Origin of the sequence: Sanguibacter inulinus, assembly GCF_013415325.1 — a bacterium.
GTDB lineage: Bacteria > Actinomycetota > Actinomycetes > Actinomycetales > Cellulomonadaceae > Sanguibacter > Sanguibacter inulinus.
In genome coordinates, this window is the sequence record NZ_JACBYE010000003.1 from 1 (window position 1) to 16159 (window position 16159).

Below are 16159 nucleotides of genomic sequence, written 5' to 3' on the forward strand. Positions count from 1 at the left end.
GCCTCACCCAGCCCCGAGCGTGCCCCCCGCCTCACCGTGATCGGTACGGGATATCTCGGTGCCACCCACGCCGTCGCCATGGCCTACCTCGGCTTCGAGGTCCTCGGAGTCGACATCGACCAGCGCAAGGTCGACCTGCTCAACGAGGGCACCGTGCCGTTCTTCGAGCCTGGCCTGCCCGAGAAGCTCGACGAGGCTCTCGCGAGCGGACGGCTGCGCTTCACGACAGACCTCGACGAGGCCGCGGAGTTCGGCGACGTGCACTTCGTGTGCGTCGGCACACCCCAGCAGATGGGCTCGGAGGCGGCGGACCTGCGGTTCGTCGACTCGGCCTTCACCGAGCTCGCCCGCCGCATCACCCGCAAGGTGCTGCTCGTCGGGAAGTCGACTGTGCCGATCGGCACGGCTGAGCGCCTCACCACCCTGGTCCAGGAGATCTCGCCCCTGGGGGCCGAGCTCGAGGTCGCCTGGAACCCCGAGTTCCTGCGCGAGGGCTTCGCGGTCCAGGACACCCTGCACCCGGACAGGCTCGTCTTCGGCGTCACGTCTGCGTGGGCCGAAGACCGTCTGCGGGCGGCCTTCGAGCCGATCCTCGCCGAGGGCACGCCGCTCATCGTCACGGACCTCGCGACGGCCGAGCTCGTGAAGTCGGCAGCCAACTCCTTCCTCGCCACGAAGATCTCGTACATCAACGCGATGTCCGAGGTGTGCGAGGCCACGGGGGCCGACGTCATCCGGCTGGCGGAGGCACTGGGTCTCGACGAGCGCATCGGCTCCAAGTTCCTCAAGCCCGGCCTCGGTTTTGGCGGAGGGTGCCTGCCCAAGGACATCCGCTCCTTCAAGCACCGTGCTGAAGAGCTCGGGATCGGCGAGGCGGTCGCCTTCCTCGGTGAGGTCGACGCGATCAACGTCCGCAGGCGCCTGCGGACCGTCGCGCTCATCCGGCAGGTGGCCGGCGGAGACCTCATGGGGGTGAGGGTCGCAGCCCTCGGTGCGGCCTTCAAGCCCGACTCCGACGACGTCCGGGACGCCCCGGCTCTCGACGTCGCCCGGATGCTCTACCTCGAGGGCGCGATCGTCTCGGTCTACGACCCCGAGGCGTCGGTCAACGCGCACCGTGTGTATCCCGACCTGGAGTACGCGGCGAGCCTCGACCAGGCGCTCGCAGGCGCGGAGGTCACGGTCCTGCTGACCGAGTGGCAGGAGTTCCGGACCGCGGACCCCGCGCAGATGGGAGCCCAGGTCCGGACCCGCACCGTGGTCGACACCCGCAACGCCCTCGACGCCGACAGGTTCCGGGCAGCCGGCTGGGACTACTGGGCGCTCGGACGTCCGCACACCGCACCGGTGCCCGTCCCGGTCGTGGTGAGCAACCGGTCGCAGGCTGCCGGCCGTGTCGTCGACAAGTCGGCCGACCTGCCCTGCTGACGACGAGGTCCGGTCACGGCCGCCTCGAGCCCCTGTGCTGACGGTCCTGAGTACTGACGATCCGTCGTGCTGACAGCCTGAGCAGGGTCTACCCCCAGGACGACGTCAGGTGCGCACCCCCGAGAAGGTGCGCACCTGACGTCTTGTCGTCGTGCTCAGGACCGTGCGCAGGCCCGTGCTCAGACCTGTGCTCAGACCTGTGCTCAGCCCTGCGCGCCGACGATCTCGAGGCTCTGGCGGGCGATCGCGAGCTCTTCGTTCGTCGGGACGATCATCACGCGGATCTTCGTGCCCTCGGGCGAGATGGTCCGCGCCTCGGGGGAGCGGACGTCGTTGACGACCTCGTCGATCTCGATGCCGAGGTCCGTGAGACCACGCATGACGAGGCGACGCACGATCTCGTCGTTCTCGCCGACGCCGGCGGTGAAGGCGATGACGTCGACGCGGCCGAGGACCGCGAGGTACGAGCCGATGTACTTCTTCAGCCTGTGCACGTACACGTCGAGGGCCAGGCGAGCGCCCTCGTGACCTGCTGCGACGAGCTCGTGCAGGGTGCGGAAGTCGTTGTCCCCGGCGAGGCCGAGGATGCCCGAGCGCTTGTTGAGCAAGTCGTCGATCTCGTCGATCGACATGCCGGCGTTGCGGTGCAGGTGGAAGACGATCGCCGGGTCGATGTCCCCCGAGCGGGTGCCCATGACCAGGCCCTCGAGCGGCGTGAGACCCATCGAGGTCTCGACTGCCACCCCACCGCGCACGGCCGACGCCGATGCACCGTTGCCGAGGTGCAGCACGATGGTGTTGAGGTCTTCGAGCGGACGGTCGAGGACCCGCGCGACCTCCTTCGACACGTACTCGTGGCTGGTGCCGTGGAAGCCGTAGCGGCGCACACCGTGCGCGCGGGCCACCTCGGCGTCGATCGCGTAGGTGTACGCGGCCTCGGGGAGCGTCTGGAAGAACGCGGTGTCGAAGACGGCCACGTGCGGGACGTCCGGGAACAGTGCCCGGGCGACCTCGATGCCGCGCACGTGCCCAGGGTTGTGCAGGGGCGCGAGCGGGATGAGACCGCGGATGTCCTCGACGATCGCATCGTCGATCACGACGGGGCCCGAGAACAGGCTGCCGCCCTGGACGACACGGTGCCCGACAGCGACGACGTTCGCGTCGGCCAGGCTCGGGCCGATCTCGGAGAAGAGGTCGAGCACGACGCGCAGCGCGGCACCGTGGTCGGGCACGTCGACCGTGCGCTGGGTCTTGGTGCCCTCGAACTTGTGCGAGACCGAGCCCTCGGACGAGCCGATCTTCTCGACGATGCCCGAGGCGATCGCCTCGCCGCCGGTGGGGTCGACCAGCTGGTACTTCACCGACGAGGAGCCGGCGTTGATGACGAGGACGCTCGAGGTGGCGCGGGGGCGCTCGTCTGACGTCGGGTTCATGCGGTGTGTGCTCCAGCTTCGTGAGAGCCCGTGGCGGGCTCGGGGGTCGGTGCGGCGGCTGCCGCCTCCTCGGCGGCGCGGGCCTTCTCGGCCGAGAGCGCCTGCGCCTGGATCGCGGTGATCGCGACGGTGTTGACGATGTCTTGCACGAGCGCCCCGCGGGACAGGTCGTTGACGGGCATCCTCAGGCCCTGCAGGACAGGTCCGACGGCGATCGCCCCGGCCGAGCGCTGCACGGCCTTGTACGTGTTGTTCCCGGTGTTGAGGTCGGGGAACACGAAGACGGTCGCGCGGCCGGCGACGGCCGAGTCGGGCATCTTCGAGGCGGCGACGGAGGCGTCGACCGCCGCGTCGTACTGGATCGGGCCCTCGACGAAGAGGTCCGGGCGGCGCTCGCGGACGAGGGCCGTGGCGGCGCGCACCTTGTCGACGTCCGCGCCCGAGCCGGACTCGCCCGTCGAGTAGGAGAGCATCGCGATACGGGGCTCGACGCCGAACTGCACGGCAGTCGCAGCCGAGGAGATCGCGATGTCGGCGAGCTGCTCCGCCGTCGGGTCCGGGTTGACGGCGCAGTCGCCGTAGACGAGGACGCGGTCTTCGAGGCACATGATGAACACCGACGAGACCACCGAGACGTTCGGGACGGTCTTGATGATCTCGAAGGCCGGGCGGATGGTGTGCGCTGTCGTGTGGGCAGCGCCCGACACCATGCCGTCGGCGTAGCCGAGCTGGACCATCATCGTGCCGAAGTACGAGACCGAGCTGACGATCTCGCGGGCGCGGTCGACGGTCATGCCCTTGTGGGCGCGCATGACCGTGTACGCCTGGGCGAACTCTTCGTGCAGGTCGCCCGTGTGCGGGTCGATGACCTTCGCCTCGGAGATGTCCAGACCGAGCTCGACGGCGCGGGCCCGGATCGACTCCTCGTCGCCGAGGATCGTCAGGTGCGCGACCTGGCGCTGCAGGAGCGTCGAGGCTGCGCGCAGGATGCGGTCGTCGGTGCCCTCGGGCAGCACGATGTGCTTGCGGTCGGCGCGGGCCCTGTTGAGCAGCTCGTACTCGAACATCAGCGGGGTGACGACCTCGGGACGCTCGACGTCGAGGCTCGCGAGCAGCGAGGCCGCGTCGACGTTCTGCTCGAAGAGGGCGAGGGCCGTGTCGACCTTGCGCTGGGAGTCCTTGGTGACGCGACCGCGGGCAGACGCGGCGGCGCTCGCCGAGCGGAAGGTCCCGAGGTCCGTCTGGATGATCGGGACGCTCGGGTCGAGGTCCGCGATGAGGCGGCTCACGGCGTCGGGCGGCAGGAAGCCTCCGTTGAGGATGATGCCGGCGAGCGACGGGAAGTTCTTGGCGGTCTGCGCGGTGAGGAGGCCGAGCAGCACGTCGGTGCGGTCACCGGGGGTGATGACCACGGCGCCGTCGGCGAGCCTGTCGAGCAGGTTCTCGAAGTTCATGGCTCCGACGAGGACGTCGAGCACCTCGCGGCCGAGGAGCGCCTCCTCGCCCAGGAGCAGGCGACCGCCGACGGCTCCCATGAGCTGTCCGACTGTCGGTGCGACGAGGAAGGGGTCGTCCGGCATGGTCCAGACGGGCAGCGTCTCGCCGGCGAACTCGGCGCGGATGGCCTCGAGGTCGTCGGGGAAGCAACGGTTCGCCACCACACCGATGACCTGCGCGTGGTTGGACTGGAGCTCGGAGACCGAGACCTCGCTCATCTGCCGGATCCCGGCGGGGGAGCGGTCCTTGCCCGAGAGCACGAGCAGCACGGGGGCGCCGAGGTTGGCGGCGATCCGGGCGTTGAAGGCCAGCTCGGTCGGCCCGGTGACGTCGGTGTAGTCGGTCCCGACGATCACCACGAGGTCGCACTTCTTCTCGACCTCGTGGTACTTCGTGACGATCTGCGACAGCGCCGCCTCGGGGTCGTCGTGCAGGTCGTCGTACGTGACGCCGACGCACTCCTCGTAGGTGAGGTCGACGCCGTCGTGGGCCAGGAGCAGCTCGACGACGTAGTCGCGCTCTGCCCCCTCGGCCGACGCGGCCGCGCCGCGGGCGGTGTGCCCCGTCCGGGTGACCGGACGGAACACACCGACCCGCTGCACGCGGCGCGTGAGGAGGTCGAGAACCCCGAGGGCGACCGTGGACTTGCCGGTCTCACCCTCGGGGGACGTGATGAAGATGCTGCGAGCGGAGGAGCTCACTCGTTGTCGCCTCCAGTGGAAACGGTGGCGGCCTGTGGCCCGCCCACCTGGGTCGCGGTGTCGCCCGCGTCGGGCCACACCCAGTCGCGGACCTCGGGGAGGTCTTCCCCGTGGTCTCGGGTGTACTGCCGCGCCCGCAGGCGCGCGTCGGACATCTCCTGCCGGAGCACGGCGGCCCGGCTGCCCAGGTGCGGGACCTGGTCGATGACGTCCATGACGAGGTGGAACCGGTCGAGGTCGTTGAGCATGACCATGTCGAACGGTGTGGTCGTGGTGCCCTCTTCCTTGTAGCCGCGCACGTGGATGTTGTTGTGCCCGGCGCGGCGGTAGGTGAGGCGGTGGATGAGCCACGGGTAGCCGTGGTAGGCGAACACGACAGGCTTGGTGGTCGTGAAGAGGGTGTCGAAGTCGCGGTCGGAGAGCCCGTGCGGGTGCTCCTTCTCGTCCTGCAGACGCATGAGGTCGACGACGTTGACCACGCGGACCTTGAGCTCGGGCAGGTGCTGGCGGAGCAGGTCCGCCGCCGCGAGGACCTCGAGGGTCGGGACGTCGCCCGCGCAGCCGAGCACGACGTCGGGGTCCTCCCCGGCGACCTCGCTGCCGGCCCAGTCCCAGATGCCCAGGCCGCGCGTGCAGTGCGCGACGGCCTCGTCCATCGAGAGGAAGTTCGGGGCCGGCTGCTTGCCCGCCACGACCACGTTGACGTAGTCGCGGCTGCGCAGGCAGTGGTCGTAGGTCGAGAGCAGGGTGTTGGCGTCCGGCGGCAGGTAGACGCGGACGACCTCGGCCTTCTTGTTCACCACGTGGTCGATGAAGCCCGGGTCCTGGTGCGAGAAGCCGTTGTGGTCCTGGCGCCACACGTGGCTCGACAGCAGGTAGTTGAGCGAGGCCATCGGCTGGCGCCACGGGATCTCACGGGTGATCTTCAGCCACTTGGCGTGCTGGTTGAACATCGAGTCGATGATGTGGATGAACGCCTCGTAGCAGTTGAACAGCCCGTGGCGGCCCGTGAGCAGGTATCCCTCGAGCCAACCCTGGCACTGGTGCTCGGAGAGCATCTCCATGACGCGGCCGGCGCGGGCGAGGTGGTCGTCGAGGTCGTCGGGGATCGTCGCCGCGTTCCACTGCTTGTCGGTCACGTCGAAGACGGGCTGCAGCCTGTTCGACGCCGTCTCGTCCGGACCGAAGATGCGGAAGTTCTCGGGGTTGAGGCGGACCACCTCGGTCAGCCAGGCGCCGAGCACACGGGTCGCCTCGCTGATGGAGCCACCCGGGGTGGGCACGTCGACCGCGAAGTCCCGGAAGTCGGGCAGGCGGAGGTCTTTGAGCAGCAGACCGCCGTTGGTGTGCGGGTTAGCGCTCATCCGCAGCTCGCCCTCGGGGGCGAGGGAGGCGACGTCGGCGACGAGGCGGCCGCTGTCATCGAAGAGCTCGTCGGCCTTGTAGGACTCGAGCCAGCCGCGCAGCACCTCGAGGTGCTCGGGCGTGTCCCGGGCCGAGGCGAGCGGCACCTGGTGGGCGCGCCACGAGCCCTCGGTCTTCTTGCCGTCGATCTCGGGCGGGCAGGTCCAGCCCTTGGGGGTGCGGAAGACGATCATCGGCCACATCGGACGGGCGGTGTCCCCACCCGCGGCACGGGCCTTGATCTCGACGATGTCGTCGAGGGCCTCGTCGAGCAGCTCGGCGAAGCGGCGGTGGATCGACACCGGGTCTTCGTCGTCGAAGCCTCCGACGAAGACGTAGGGCTTGTGCCCGTAGCCGACCATGAGCGACTCGAGCTCGTCGTCGGAGATCCGGGCGAGCACCGTCGGGTTGGCGATCTTGTAGCCGTTGAGGTGCAGGATCGGCAGGACGACGCCGTCCTGGGCCGGGTTGACGAACTTGTTGGAGTGCCAGCTGGTCGCGAGCGGGCCAGTCTCGGCCTCGCCGTCGCCGACCACGGCCGCGACCAGCAGGTCGGGGTTGTCGAAGGCCGCGCCGTAGGCGTGGGACAGCGCGTAGCCGAGCTCGCCACCCTCGTGGATCGAGCCCGGGGTCTCGGGGGCCACGTGGCTGGGGATCCCACCCGGGAAGGAGAACTGGCGGAACAGCCTGCGCAGGCCCTCGTCGTCCTGGGTGATGTCCGGGTAGGTCTCGGTGTACGTGCCCTCGAGGTAGGAGTTCGCGACGAGCCCCGGGCCGCCGTGGCCCGGGCCGGTGACGTACATGGTCGACAGGTTGCGCTCGGCGATCGCCCGGTTGAGGTGGGCGTAGAGGAAGTTCAGACCGGGGGTCGTGCCCCAGTGGCCGAGGAGGCGCGGCTTGACGTCGTCGCGGGTCAGCTCGGTGCGCATGAGGGGGTTGGACAGCAGGTAGATCTGACCGATCGACAGGTAGTTGGCAGCCCGCCACCACCCGTGGATGCGCTCGAGCGTCTCGTCGTCGAGAGGCGTGTCGGGTCGCGAGCGCCAGGCGTCGGACGAGGAGGACCGGACCTCTGCGTGGGGTGTACCACCAAGAGCAGAACGTGTCATGACGATCTCCAACCGAAGTGATGGGTGAACGCTTTCATGTAACCGCATCCGCGGTCTGCGCGCACTAGGTCTTTGGTGTGAGATCGGGAGTTCGGTCCGTGCTAGCGGCTTTCGTCTGTGCCGTGAGTTCCGTCACCGGAGGTCCCGCCGGTGTTCTCGGTACCGGACCTTGGTCCCTGCACGGGCCACACCCCACGGACCAGGCGCAACCAGGTCTCGTCGTCGACACCCGCGACACCGAGCGCGTTGAGCATGCTCAGGTGGTGGGTGACCGCGCTCGCGACCAGCAGGCGCTCGCGGGCTGCCCTGCGCTCCTCAGGAGTGCCCGCAGGTCGGGAGGCTCCGGCCTCGTCGGCGAGCCGGCCCTCCTCGGCCAGCAGCGCGTCGACCGACTCGTCGAGCAGTCGGGCGTAGAGCGCGCCTGCCTCGGCCCGGTGCTCGGGGTTGCGCAGCCCGAAGGTCGCCAGCTCGGAGCTGAGCGTGAGGCGCGGGTCCGTCCGCGACTCGCGCAGCAGCGCAAGGTGCTCCTCGCTGCTCGGGGCCTGGGCGGGCATGTCGAGGGGACCGGGGTCACCCGGCGCACGGTCGAGGTGCTCCCGGAAGATCCCGAGGAAGAGGTCGGACTTCGACGGGAAGCGGGAGTAGACGGCTCCCTTGGTGTAGCCGGCGGCTGCTGCGACGTCTTCGACCGACGTGGCCCCGTAGCCCCGGCTCGCGAAGAGGTCGACGGCTGCCGCGAGCAGGTCGGCCCGGGTGCGGTCGGACCGGTTCGAGCGTCGGGTGAACTTCGAGGCGACGTTCTCGACGTTCGCGGCGGCTGAGCGCAGGGTCTGCGCGAGGTCGCCCTCGACGGCCCCGACGGCATCTGAGGTCGCCGACCGCAGCGCCTCGCCGAGGGCGGCCGTGGCCTCGGCGAGAGCCTGCGCGGCGAGGGCGACCGCTGGGTTCTGGCTGCCTGACCTCGAGGAGGAGTCGTCGGCCGGCGCCTCCTTCCCCTTGCCCTTGCCTGTGCGCCCGCCTGCGTCGCCGTCGGAGGGCGAGCGCTGGGACGTGCGCCTGCGCGGGGTCTCGTGGGATGCCATCTGATGAGTCTACAGAGAGATACCCAGCAGTACTCGACTCTGATACGGTCCGGTACATACGCATCGGTATCCCGGATACCGAAAGGTATTCGACCTGGATCCCCACGAGAGGACGATCATGACCGCGGTACCCGCACTCGACGTCGCCGACGTCACCAAGACCTTCGGAGGCAGGCGGCCCCTGCGCGCCAACGACGGCGTCAGCCTGACCGTGCCCGAGGGGGCTGTCGTCGGTCTGCTCGGCCACAACGGCGCAGGCAAGACCACCCTGGTGAACCAGGTGGCAGGGCTGCTGCTGCCCGACTCCGGCTCGCTCCGGGTGGTCGGTCACGACGTCGTCGCGCACCCCGAGCGCACCCGCCGGGAGATCAGCGTCCAGGCTCAGGCGAACGTCCCCATCACCGGGCTCACCCCGCGCACGGCGATCGAGCTGGTCGGCCGGATCCGGGGTGGTGCCAGACGCGACGTCGCCCGGCGGACGGACGGTCTCATCGAGGCGCTCGACCTCGGTCAGTGGGCCTCGACCCCGGCGCACAAGGTCTCCGGGGGAGTCGCCAGGCTCACCGCCTTCGCGATGACGGCCGTCGTCCCCGGGCGTCTGGTGATCCTCGACGAGCCCACCAACGACGTGGACCCCGTCCGGCGTCGCCTCCTGTGGACCCAGATCAAGGCACTGGCCGACGACGGCGCCGGGGTCCTGCTCGTGACCCACAACGTGCGCGAGGCCGAGCACGCGGTCGACGACCTCGTCATCCTCGACCGGGGACGGGTGATCGCCCACGGGACCGTCGCCGAGCTGACCCACCCGTTGCGCTCCACGCTCCAGCTCGACGTCGACCTCCCACCCGGGCGGACCGTGGCGTGGCCGCCGTGCGCGACCGAGACGGGCCACGACGGGCTGCGTGCCCGTGCGTCTGTGCCTGCGGCGCGCGCCGCAGAGGCTGTCGCCTGGGCGCAGGACGCCGTCGACCGCGGCGACCTCGACCGCTACTCGGTCACCCCGGCGTCGCTCGAAGACGTCTACGTCGAGCTCGTCGGTGCTGCCGGCGAGACTTCCACCCACGCACCCGTCCCTGCCGGGCACGATGCCGACACCACCGAAGGAACCCTCCGATGACCACCGTCCTGCAGCAGTACGGTCTGCTCACCCAGTGGCAGCTCCGACGCCAGTCTGTCTACCTGCCGCTCCTCGTCGTCGTGCAGGGAGCCCTCGCCGTGGGGACCGTGCTCGGCTTCGGCATCCTCATGGGCGACCTCGAGGGTGACGCCGCGCTCTACCTCGCCACCGGGGCACCGACCATCACGTTGATCGTCATCGGTCTGGTCATGGCGCCGCAGATGCTCGCGCAGGCCAAGACCGAGGGCAGCGCGCAGTGGCTCATGACGCTCCCGGTCCCGCGGCTCGTCTTCCTCGCGGCCGACCTCACCGTGTGGACCCTCGTGGCGCTGCCCGGCACCGTGCTCGCGGTGTTCGTCGGGGTGCTGCGCTACGACATCTCGCTCGACGTCTCGTGGTGGGTGCTGCCTGCGGCCCTGCTCGTCTCGCTCACGGCTGCCGCCATCGGCTACACGGTCGCAGCGCTGCTGCCGCCGTCGCTCGCGATGCTGTTCACCCAGCTCGTCGTCTTCGTCATCCTGCTCTTCTCGCCGGTCTCCGTCCCGGCCGAGCAGTTCCCGTCCTGGCTCGCGTCGGTCCACGCCGTGCTGCCGATCGAGCCGATGGCCCAGCTGATCAGGTCTGGGCTGGCCGGGTCGAGCTTCACGATCGAGACAGGTCCGCTGCTCGTGCTGATCGCCTGGTGCGCGGGCTGCGTCGCGCTCACCGGGGCAGCGCTGCGGCGCCGGGGGTAGCTGCGCTCTGCAGGGGAGCGGTCGGTCGGCTCGCCCCTCACGGGGCGAGCCGACCGGCTCAGCCCTCCCAGGGGCGCGAGGTAGCCTGGGCGCGTGCCGAACCCGTCCGACCCCCCTGTGCGACCCTCGATGGTCTCGGTCGCGCTGCGACCGCGGATGATCGGGCTGCTCCTCCTCTTCCTGCTCGTTGCAGCGGTCTGCGCACGCCTCGGCGTGTGGCAGCTGGACCGGGCGCACGAGCGCGGCGACCTCGCCGACAGGCAGGCCGCGGCCGAGGCGCAGAACCAGGGGCCCGAAGGGCTCGGGGCGCTCCTCGAGCCGCAGTCGACCTTCCCCGGCGACCTCGTGGGTCGCCAGGCGTGGGTCGAGGGTGAGTACGTGCCCGGCACGCAGATGCTCGTCGAGGGTCGCGCGCACGACGGCGAGCCCGGGTTCTTGGTGCTCACGGCGATGCGGGTCTCCGAGGACGGGACCGGTGGCGCCTCGTGGGCGGACCTCTCCGGTGCTCCGGTCCTGCCCGTGGTGCGGGGCTGGGTCCCGGCGACCACCGACGGCAGCGACCCCGACGTCGACGCGTCGGACCTCGCCGAGCCTGCCGGCACGGTCCGGCTCGTGGGGTACCTGCAGGCCTCCGAGGCCCTCGGGCAGGGGTCCTCGGTGCTCGGCCGGACCGACTCGATCAGCTCGGCCTCGCTCGCCAACGTCTGGGGCGGACCGATCTACTCCGGGTACCTCGTGGTGTCGTCCTCGCAGCCGTCCCAGGCCGATGCGATCGTCCTGCTGGACAGGCCCAGCATCGAGGGCGGCGACGGGCTGAACCTGCAGAACCTCTTCTACGCCCTGCAGTGGTGGATCTTCGGCGGGTTCGCGGTGCTGCTCTGGTTGCGGCTGGTCCGGGACGAGACCCGTGGTGAGGAGAAGAGCGCAGACGAAGACCCCTTCGGCGCGCTCGCCCGCGCCGAGGCAGAAGCCTGACCTAGCCAGCAGCCTGATGTCGGTGGACGCCTGACGCGGACGAAAGCCTGCCCTGCCGCAGTCAGAGAAGGTGTCCCTCCGCGCACGACGGCCCGGATCGGCGCAGTGCGCCAGAGCCGGGCCGTCGTCTGTCGGGTTGCTACCTCGTGAGCCGCTGCTCTGTGACCTGCTACTTCGTGAGCTGCAGCAGCATCTCGACGGTCCCGCTGTCCTCGACCTTGACGAACCCGAGGTCGGGGGCGTCGACGCCGAAGTCGGAGAAGGTGACCGGGATGGTGCCCGAGACCTCGACGCCGTCGGCGGTGGTCTGCGCCTCGAGGGCGACCGTGACGCTCTTGGTGACGCCGGCGATCGTGAGGTCACCGACGGCCTGGACCGACGCGACGCCCGAGCTCACTGCCGAGATGTCGACGGGCTCGGTCAGCGTGAAGGTCGAGGTGGGGTTCTCGGCGGTCTTGAGGATGTCCAGGAACTGGCTGTCGCGGTTGCTGTTGTCGGTCGCGACAGTCGTCATCGAGACGGTGATGTCGGCGGCGCTGAGCTCGGTGCCGTCGATGGTGAGGGTGCCGTCTACGTCCTCGGTGCGACCGACGACTGTGACGTCCTGACCGTTGAGGACCTCGTCCACGCGGTAGCCGGCCTGCGAGCCGTCCGCGATGGTCCAGTCTCCCGCGAGGTCGGCCGGGTCGGCGGTCTCACCGGTCCCGGTGCTGGCCGAGGCCGTCGGGGTCGAGAGGCCGAGCTCTTCGGGGGCCTTGTCGTTCTCGATCTTGGCGTAGAGCGCGGTGCCGCCGACGACTGCGGCGACGACCACGACCAGGGCGATGACCGCGATGATGAGCTTCTTCTTCATGGGGGGAGTCCCGTCGTGAGGGGTGCGGCGGAAATGACTGACCCTTCAAGTAACCCAGACGACCCTGGGAAAGCCCTGAGGGCCGCCCCAGGATTCCCCGGGACGGCCCTCAGACCATGCTGATCGTGCTGCTGCTGCTGCTGCTGCTCGTGCTCGGGCTGCTGCCGCGAGTACCCGCGGCCAACCCTCCGCTCGGACCAGCGAGCAGTGCTCGTCGTCCTCGCCGCTACGCCTGCTGCCAGCTGTGCCAGAGCCGTGCGTACTCGCCGTCGGCCGCGACGAGCTCGTCGTGCGGCCCGATCTCGGTGATGAGCCCGCCGTCGACCACGGCGACCCTGTCGGCGTCGTGCGCGGTGTGCAGGCGGTGGGCGATCGCGACGACGGTCCGGCCCGTCAGCACGGCGTTGAGCGAGCGCTCGAGGTGCCGGGCTGCCCGTGGGTCGAGCAGGCTGGTCGCCTCGTCGAGGATCAACGTGTGCGGGTCGAGCAGCACGAGCCGCGCGAGCGCGACCTGCTGCGCCTGCGCGGGGGTGAGCACGTGACCGCCCGAGCCGACCTCCGTCTCGAGCCCGAGGTCGAGAGCCTCGACCCACGACTTCGCGTCGACGGCGGCGAGCGCCTCGAGGAGCTTCGCGTCGTCCGCGCCGGCGTCGGCCAGCCGCAGGTTCTCGGCGAGGGTCCCGACGAACACGTGGTGCTCCTGGGTGACGAGCGCGACGTGGCTGCGCAGGTCCTCGAGCGGCAGCTCCACGAGCGGCACCCCGCCCACCCGGACCGATCCTCCGGTGGGAGGGTGGATGCCGGCGAGCATGCGGCCGAGCGTCGACTTGCCAGCACCCGACGGGCCGACGACGGCGAGCCGCTCGCCGACGGCGAGGTCGAGGTCGATGCCGTGCAGCACGTTGTGCCCTGGCCTGTACGCGTACTCGACACCTGTCGCGACGATGTGCTCGTCGGTCGGCACGCGCTCGCCCTGCTCACGGTCGCGCTCGACCAGCCCGACACCGATGATGCGGGCGAGCGAGGCCGCCGCGACCTGGATCTCGTCCAGCCAGAAGATGAGCTCCCACACGGGGCCGACCAGCTGGGTCGAGTAGAGGACGACCGTGGTGACGGCACCGAGGGTGACGTGACCCTGCTCGAGCAGGTACGCGCCCCACAGGAGCACGGCGATCGGCCCGATGACGAAGGCGGCGTCCATGCCCGGGATGAGCACGGTGCGCAGGTTCAGGGTCTTCTTCTCGGCGGCGAAGGCCTCCTGGAGGTCCTTGCGGACCTTGTCGCGGCGCCGCTGGCCGAGGCCGAGCGCGTCCACGGTCCGGGTGCCCTCGACCGACTCCGTGATGGTGCCGTTGAGGGTCGCGTACGCGGCCGACTCCCGCTGGTAGGCGGGGGTCGCGCGGGCGAGGTACCAGCGACCGATGAAGAAGATGATCGGGAAGCCGACGAGCATCGCGATCGCCACGAGCGGCGCCGTGACGAAGGCCGCGACGATCGTCAGGAGGATCGTCACGCTCGCCACGAGGATCCGCGGCACGCCGAAGCGCACGGAGTGCTGGATGCGGTCGACGTCGTTGGTCGTGCGACCGACGAGGTCACCGGTCCCAGACCGCTCGACGGTCGAGAGCGGGAGCTCGGTGACCGTCGCGAGGAAGTCTTCGCGGAGGTCGGCGAACACCGTCTCGCCGAAGATCATCGCGTTGCGCTGGGCGAAGCGGATGACGACGCTCTGCGCGACGACGGCGACCACGAGGAACAGGACGGTGTTGTTGACGAAGGACTGCGTCGCGCCGTTCGTGACCTCGTCGACCAGCCGTCCGAGGAGCAGCGGACCGACGAGGCCGACGAGGGCCGCGACGGTGTGCAGGCTGACGACCCCGGCGAGGGGGCCCTTGTTCTGGCGCAGCAGCATCGCGGTGTGCCGCCGGACTGTCGTGCCGTCGGCGATCGGGAGCGTCGTGCTGGTCATCGGGTCACCTCCTGGGTGGAGTCGTCGGTGGTCGTGCTGGTGGATGTGCTGTCGATCCGTGAGGCGTCGCCGGCTGCGGGTTTCTCGGACGCGGGCTCTTCGGCCAGCGACCGTCCGACGACCGACCTGTAGTGGTCGTACTCGGGGCCGACGCCGTCGAGCAGCTCACGGTGCGAGCCGCGGACGATCACCTCGTCCTCGTGCAGGACGAGGATCTCGTCGACGTGGTCGAGCACGAGCGGGCTGGCGGTGACCACGAGGGTCGAGCGGCCCGCCCGGGCGGCGACGAGCCGCTCGGCGATGCGCGCCTCGGTGTGCGCGTCGACGGCGCTCGTCGGCTCGACGAGCAGCAGGTACTCGGCCTCGGTGAGCAGGGCACGGGCCAGCGCGACACGCTGACGCTGCCCGCCGGAGAGCGAGCGGCCCTTCTCGGGGAGCTCGCCCGTGAGGCCACCTGGTGTGGACTCGAGGACGTCGTGCGCGTCGGCGACCGTGAGCGCCGCGTAGATCTCGTCGTCGGTCGCGCGGTCCCGCACGTCGAGCTCGTCGCGCAGCACACCGGAGAACAGGTGGGACGTGGCCTCGGCGACGACCACGCGGTCGCGCAGGGCCGTCTTGTCGACGTCGCGCAGGGGCACGTCGCCGAGGAGCACCGGCGTGCCGGCCTCGAGGTCGTCGTTGAAGCGGCCCATGCGGGTCGCGACCTTCGCCGAGTCGTCGGGGTCGGCACTGACGAGCGCGACGATCCGTCCAGGCTCGAGAGTGACGCCTGTCGTGACGTCGTGCAGCGGCTCGGTCGTAGCGGGTGCCTCGTCAGTCGCTGTGCCGGCGCCCGCGGCCGCCTCGACCTTGAGCACCGTGATGATCTTGCGGACCGACACGAAGGCCCGGGTGGTGATCTGCAGGGTCTGCGTGAGGTTCTGCATCGGCCACGTGAGGAAGGCCGCGTAGCCGTAGAAGGTCACGAGCTGCCCTGCGGTGATCTCGCCCTCGATGGCCTTCGTGGCGCTGAGCCACAGCACGAGCGCGACGAAGAGGCCGGGCAGCAGCACCTGGAGCGCATCGAGGTAGGACTGCGTCGTGGCGACGCGGACCGCGGCCTGGCGGACCCGCTGGGACTGGGCGCGGTACCTGTCGGTGAAGGCGCCCTCGCCGCCGATGCCGCGCAGGATGCGCAGACCCGAGACGGTGTCCGCGCCGAGGGTGGTGAGCCGGCCCGAGGCCTCGCGCTGGGCAGCCTGGCGGGCCTGGAGCGGCTTGACCAGCAGCCCGAGGATCGCGGCGACAGCAGGCAGCCCGACGACCACGACCAGCCCCAGCTGGAGCGAGGTCGTGAGCATGAGGACGGCGACGACCGCGTACGCGACGACCGACCCGACGAAGCGCGCGAGGTTGAAGTAGAACTCGCCCACCCGGCCGGAGTCTGTCGCGACGGTCGAGACGACCTCACCCGTCGGGATGTCCTCGGTGACGGCGTCGCCGCTGCGGCTGATCTTGTCGCCCACGAGCTGGGAGACGGCGAAGGCTGCGCGGAGCCAGTTCTGCACGTCGTAGCGGTGCCCGATGCCTCCGGCGACCACCTGGACGACACCGGCGCCGAGCATGATCGCGGCCCATCCGAGCAACGCCGTGCTCAGGCCCTGCTGCAATCCCTCGTCGAGGGCTCGCCCGAGGACGAAGGGTGTCACCGCCTGCGACAGGAAGGTGAGGATCCCGAGGAAGACCGACATGGAGAGCACGTCGATCTGGCGGCGGGACTGCCATGCGAGGAAGGCGCCGGGTGAGGTGAGCGGAGGTCGGCCGAGGTCGGTGAGGGGAAGGGAACGCACGGTCATTAACATTAGGGTCTGGCACCGA

The 16159-nt window shown here is 70.3% G+C and carries 11 protein-coding genes; 4 read left to right on the top strand and 7 right to left on the bottom strand.

The genetic code is table 11. The features are described 5' to 3' along the window. Positions 1–1428: UDP-glucose dehydrogenase family protein (locus HZZ10_RS01730; RefSeq protein ID WP_179912178.1), on the top strand; the 1428-nt coding region annotated here is incomplete at its 5' end. Positions 1429–1631: 203 nt separating this feature from the next. On the opposite strand, the gene HZZ10_RS01735 is transcribed toward HZZ10_RS01730, so the two are convergent. The 4 genes from HZZ10_RS01735 to HZZ10_RS01750 form a co-directional block, all read right to left on the bottom strand. Continuing rightward, positions 1632–2861, bottom strand: coding sequence for an acetate/propionate family kinase (locus HZZ10_RS01735; RefSeq protein ID WP_056128854.1), 1230 nt, complete (start codon positions 2859–2861; stop codon positions 1632–1634). Continuing rightward, positions 2858–5059 carry a phosphate acetyltransferase gene (pta, locus tag HZZ10_RS01740; RefSeq protein WP_179912179.1) on the bottom strand — a complete coding sequence of 734 codons (2202 nt, stop codon included), beginning with the start codon at positions 5057–5059 and terminating at the stop codon, positions 2858–2860. The genes HZZ10_RS01735 and pta overlap by 4 nt, the downstream gene beginning before the upstream one ends. Continuing rightward, positions 5056–7572, bottom strand: coding sequence for a phosphoketolase family protein (locus tag HZZ10_RS01745; protein ID WP_179912180.1), 2517 nt, complete (start codon positions 7570–7572; stop codon positions 5056–5058). The genes pta and HZZ10_RS01745 overlap by 4 nt, the downstream gene beginning before the upstream one ends. A gap of 101 nt (positions 7573–7673) precedes the next feature. After that, entirely contained in the window at positions 7674–8654 is a 981-nt protein-coding gene (locus tag HZZ10_RS01750) for a TetR/AcrR family transcriptional regulator (protein ID WP_179912181.1), read from the bottom strand. A gap of 118 nt (positions 8655–8772) precedes the next feature. Between HZZ10_RS01750 and HZZ10_RS01755 the strand changes: the two genes are divergently transcribed. The 3 genes from HZZ10_RS01755 to HZZ10_RS01765 all read left to right on the top strand — a co-directional run bounded on the left by HZZ10_RS01755 (position 8773) and on the right by HZZ10_RS01765 (position 11480). Further along, positions 8773–9771, top strand: a complete 999-nt coding sequence (locus HZZ10_RS01755; RefSeq protein WP_179912182.1) for an ABC transporter ATP-binding protein — start codon at positions 8773–8775, stop codon at positions 9769–9771. Next, entirely contained in the window at positions 9768–10505 is a 738-nt protein-coding gene (locus HZZ10_RS01760) for an ABC transporter permease (RefSeq protein WP_179912183.1), read from the top strand. Before HZZ10_RS01755 ends, HZZ10_RS01760 begins: the two co-directional genes overlap by 4 nt. A gap of 93 nt (positions 10506–10598) precedes the next feature. Next, the gene (locus HZZ10_RS01765; protein ID WP_308507457.1) at positions 10599–11480 is read left to right on the top strand and encodes an SURF1 family protein; all 882 of its coding nucleotides are present in this window, start codon (positions 10599–10601) and stop codon (positions 11478–11480) included. 169 nt (positions 11481–11649) lie between these two features. Here the strand turns inward: HZZ10_RS01765 and HZZ10_RS01770 are convergent, their stop codons facing one another. From HZZ10_RS01770 to HZZ10_RS01780, 3 genes are all read right to left on the bottom strand, one after another. Beyond that, positions 11650–12333, bottom strand: coding sequence for a YceI family protein (locus HZZ10_RS01770; RefSeq protein ID WP_056128864.1), 684 nt, complete (start codon positions 12331–12333; stop codon positions 11650–11652). Between the two features lie 226 nt (positions 12334–12559). Further along, positions 12560–14302 (bottom strand): ABC transporter ATP-binding protein, encoded by a 1743-nt coding sequence (locus HZZ10_RS01775; protein ID WP_056128866.1) that lies wholly within the window; start codon positions 14300–14302, stop codon positions 12560–12562. Continuing rightward, positions 14299–16137: an ABC transporter ATP-binding protein gene (locus HZZ10_RS01780; protein ID WP_179912184.1), complete on the bottom strand. Its 1839-nt coding sequence runs from the start codon at positions 16135–16137 to the stop codon at positions 14299–14301. The genes HZZ10_RS01775 and HZZ10_RS01780 overlap by 4 nt, the downstream gene beginning before the upstream one ends. Between the last annotated feature and the right edge of the window lie 22 nt (positions 16138–16159).

Excerpts from the sequence above, each read along its gene's own strand:
- HZZ10_RS01770 (WP_056128864.1), bottom strand. The coding sequence starts at position 12,333 with ATGAAGAAGAAGCTCATCATCGCGGTCATCGCCCTGGTCGTGGTCGTC.
- HZZ10_RS01780 (WP_179912184.1), bottom strand. The coding sequence starts at position 16,137 with ATGACCGTGCGTTCCCTTCCCCTCACCGACCTCGGCCGACCTCCGCTC.
- HZZ10_RS01755 (WP_179912182.1), top strand. The coding sequence starts at position 8,773 with ATGACCGCGGTACCCGCACTCGACGTCGCCGACGTCACCAAGACCTTC.
- HZZ10_RS01775 (WP_056128866.1), bottom strand. The coding sequence starts at position 14,302 with ATGACCAGCACGACGCTCCCGATCGCCGACGGCACGACAGTCCGGCGG.
- HZZ10_RS01745 (WP_179912180.1), bottom strand. The coding sequence starts at position 7,572 with ATGACACGTTCTGCTCTTGGTGGTACACCCCACGCAGAGGTCCGGTCC.
- HZZ10_RS01760 (WP_179912183.1), top strand. The coding sequence starts at position 9,768 with ATGACCACCGTCCTGCAGCAGTACGGTCTGCTCACCCAGTGGCAGCTC.
- HZZ10_RS01750 (WP_179912181.1), bottom strand. The coding sequence starts at position 8,654 with ATGGCATCCCACGAGACCCCGCGCAGGCGCACGTCCCAGCGCTCGCCC.
- HZZ10_RS01735 (WP_056128854.1), bottom strand. The coding sequence starts at position 2,861 with ATGAACCCGACGTCAGACGAGCGCCCCCGCGCCACCTCGAGCGTCCTC.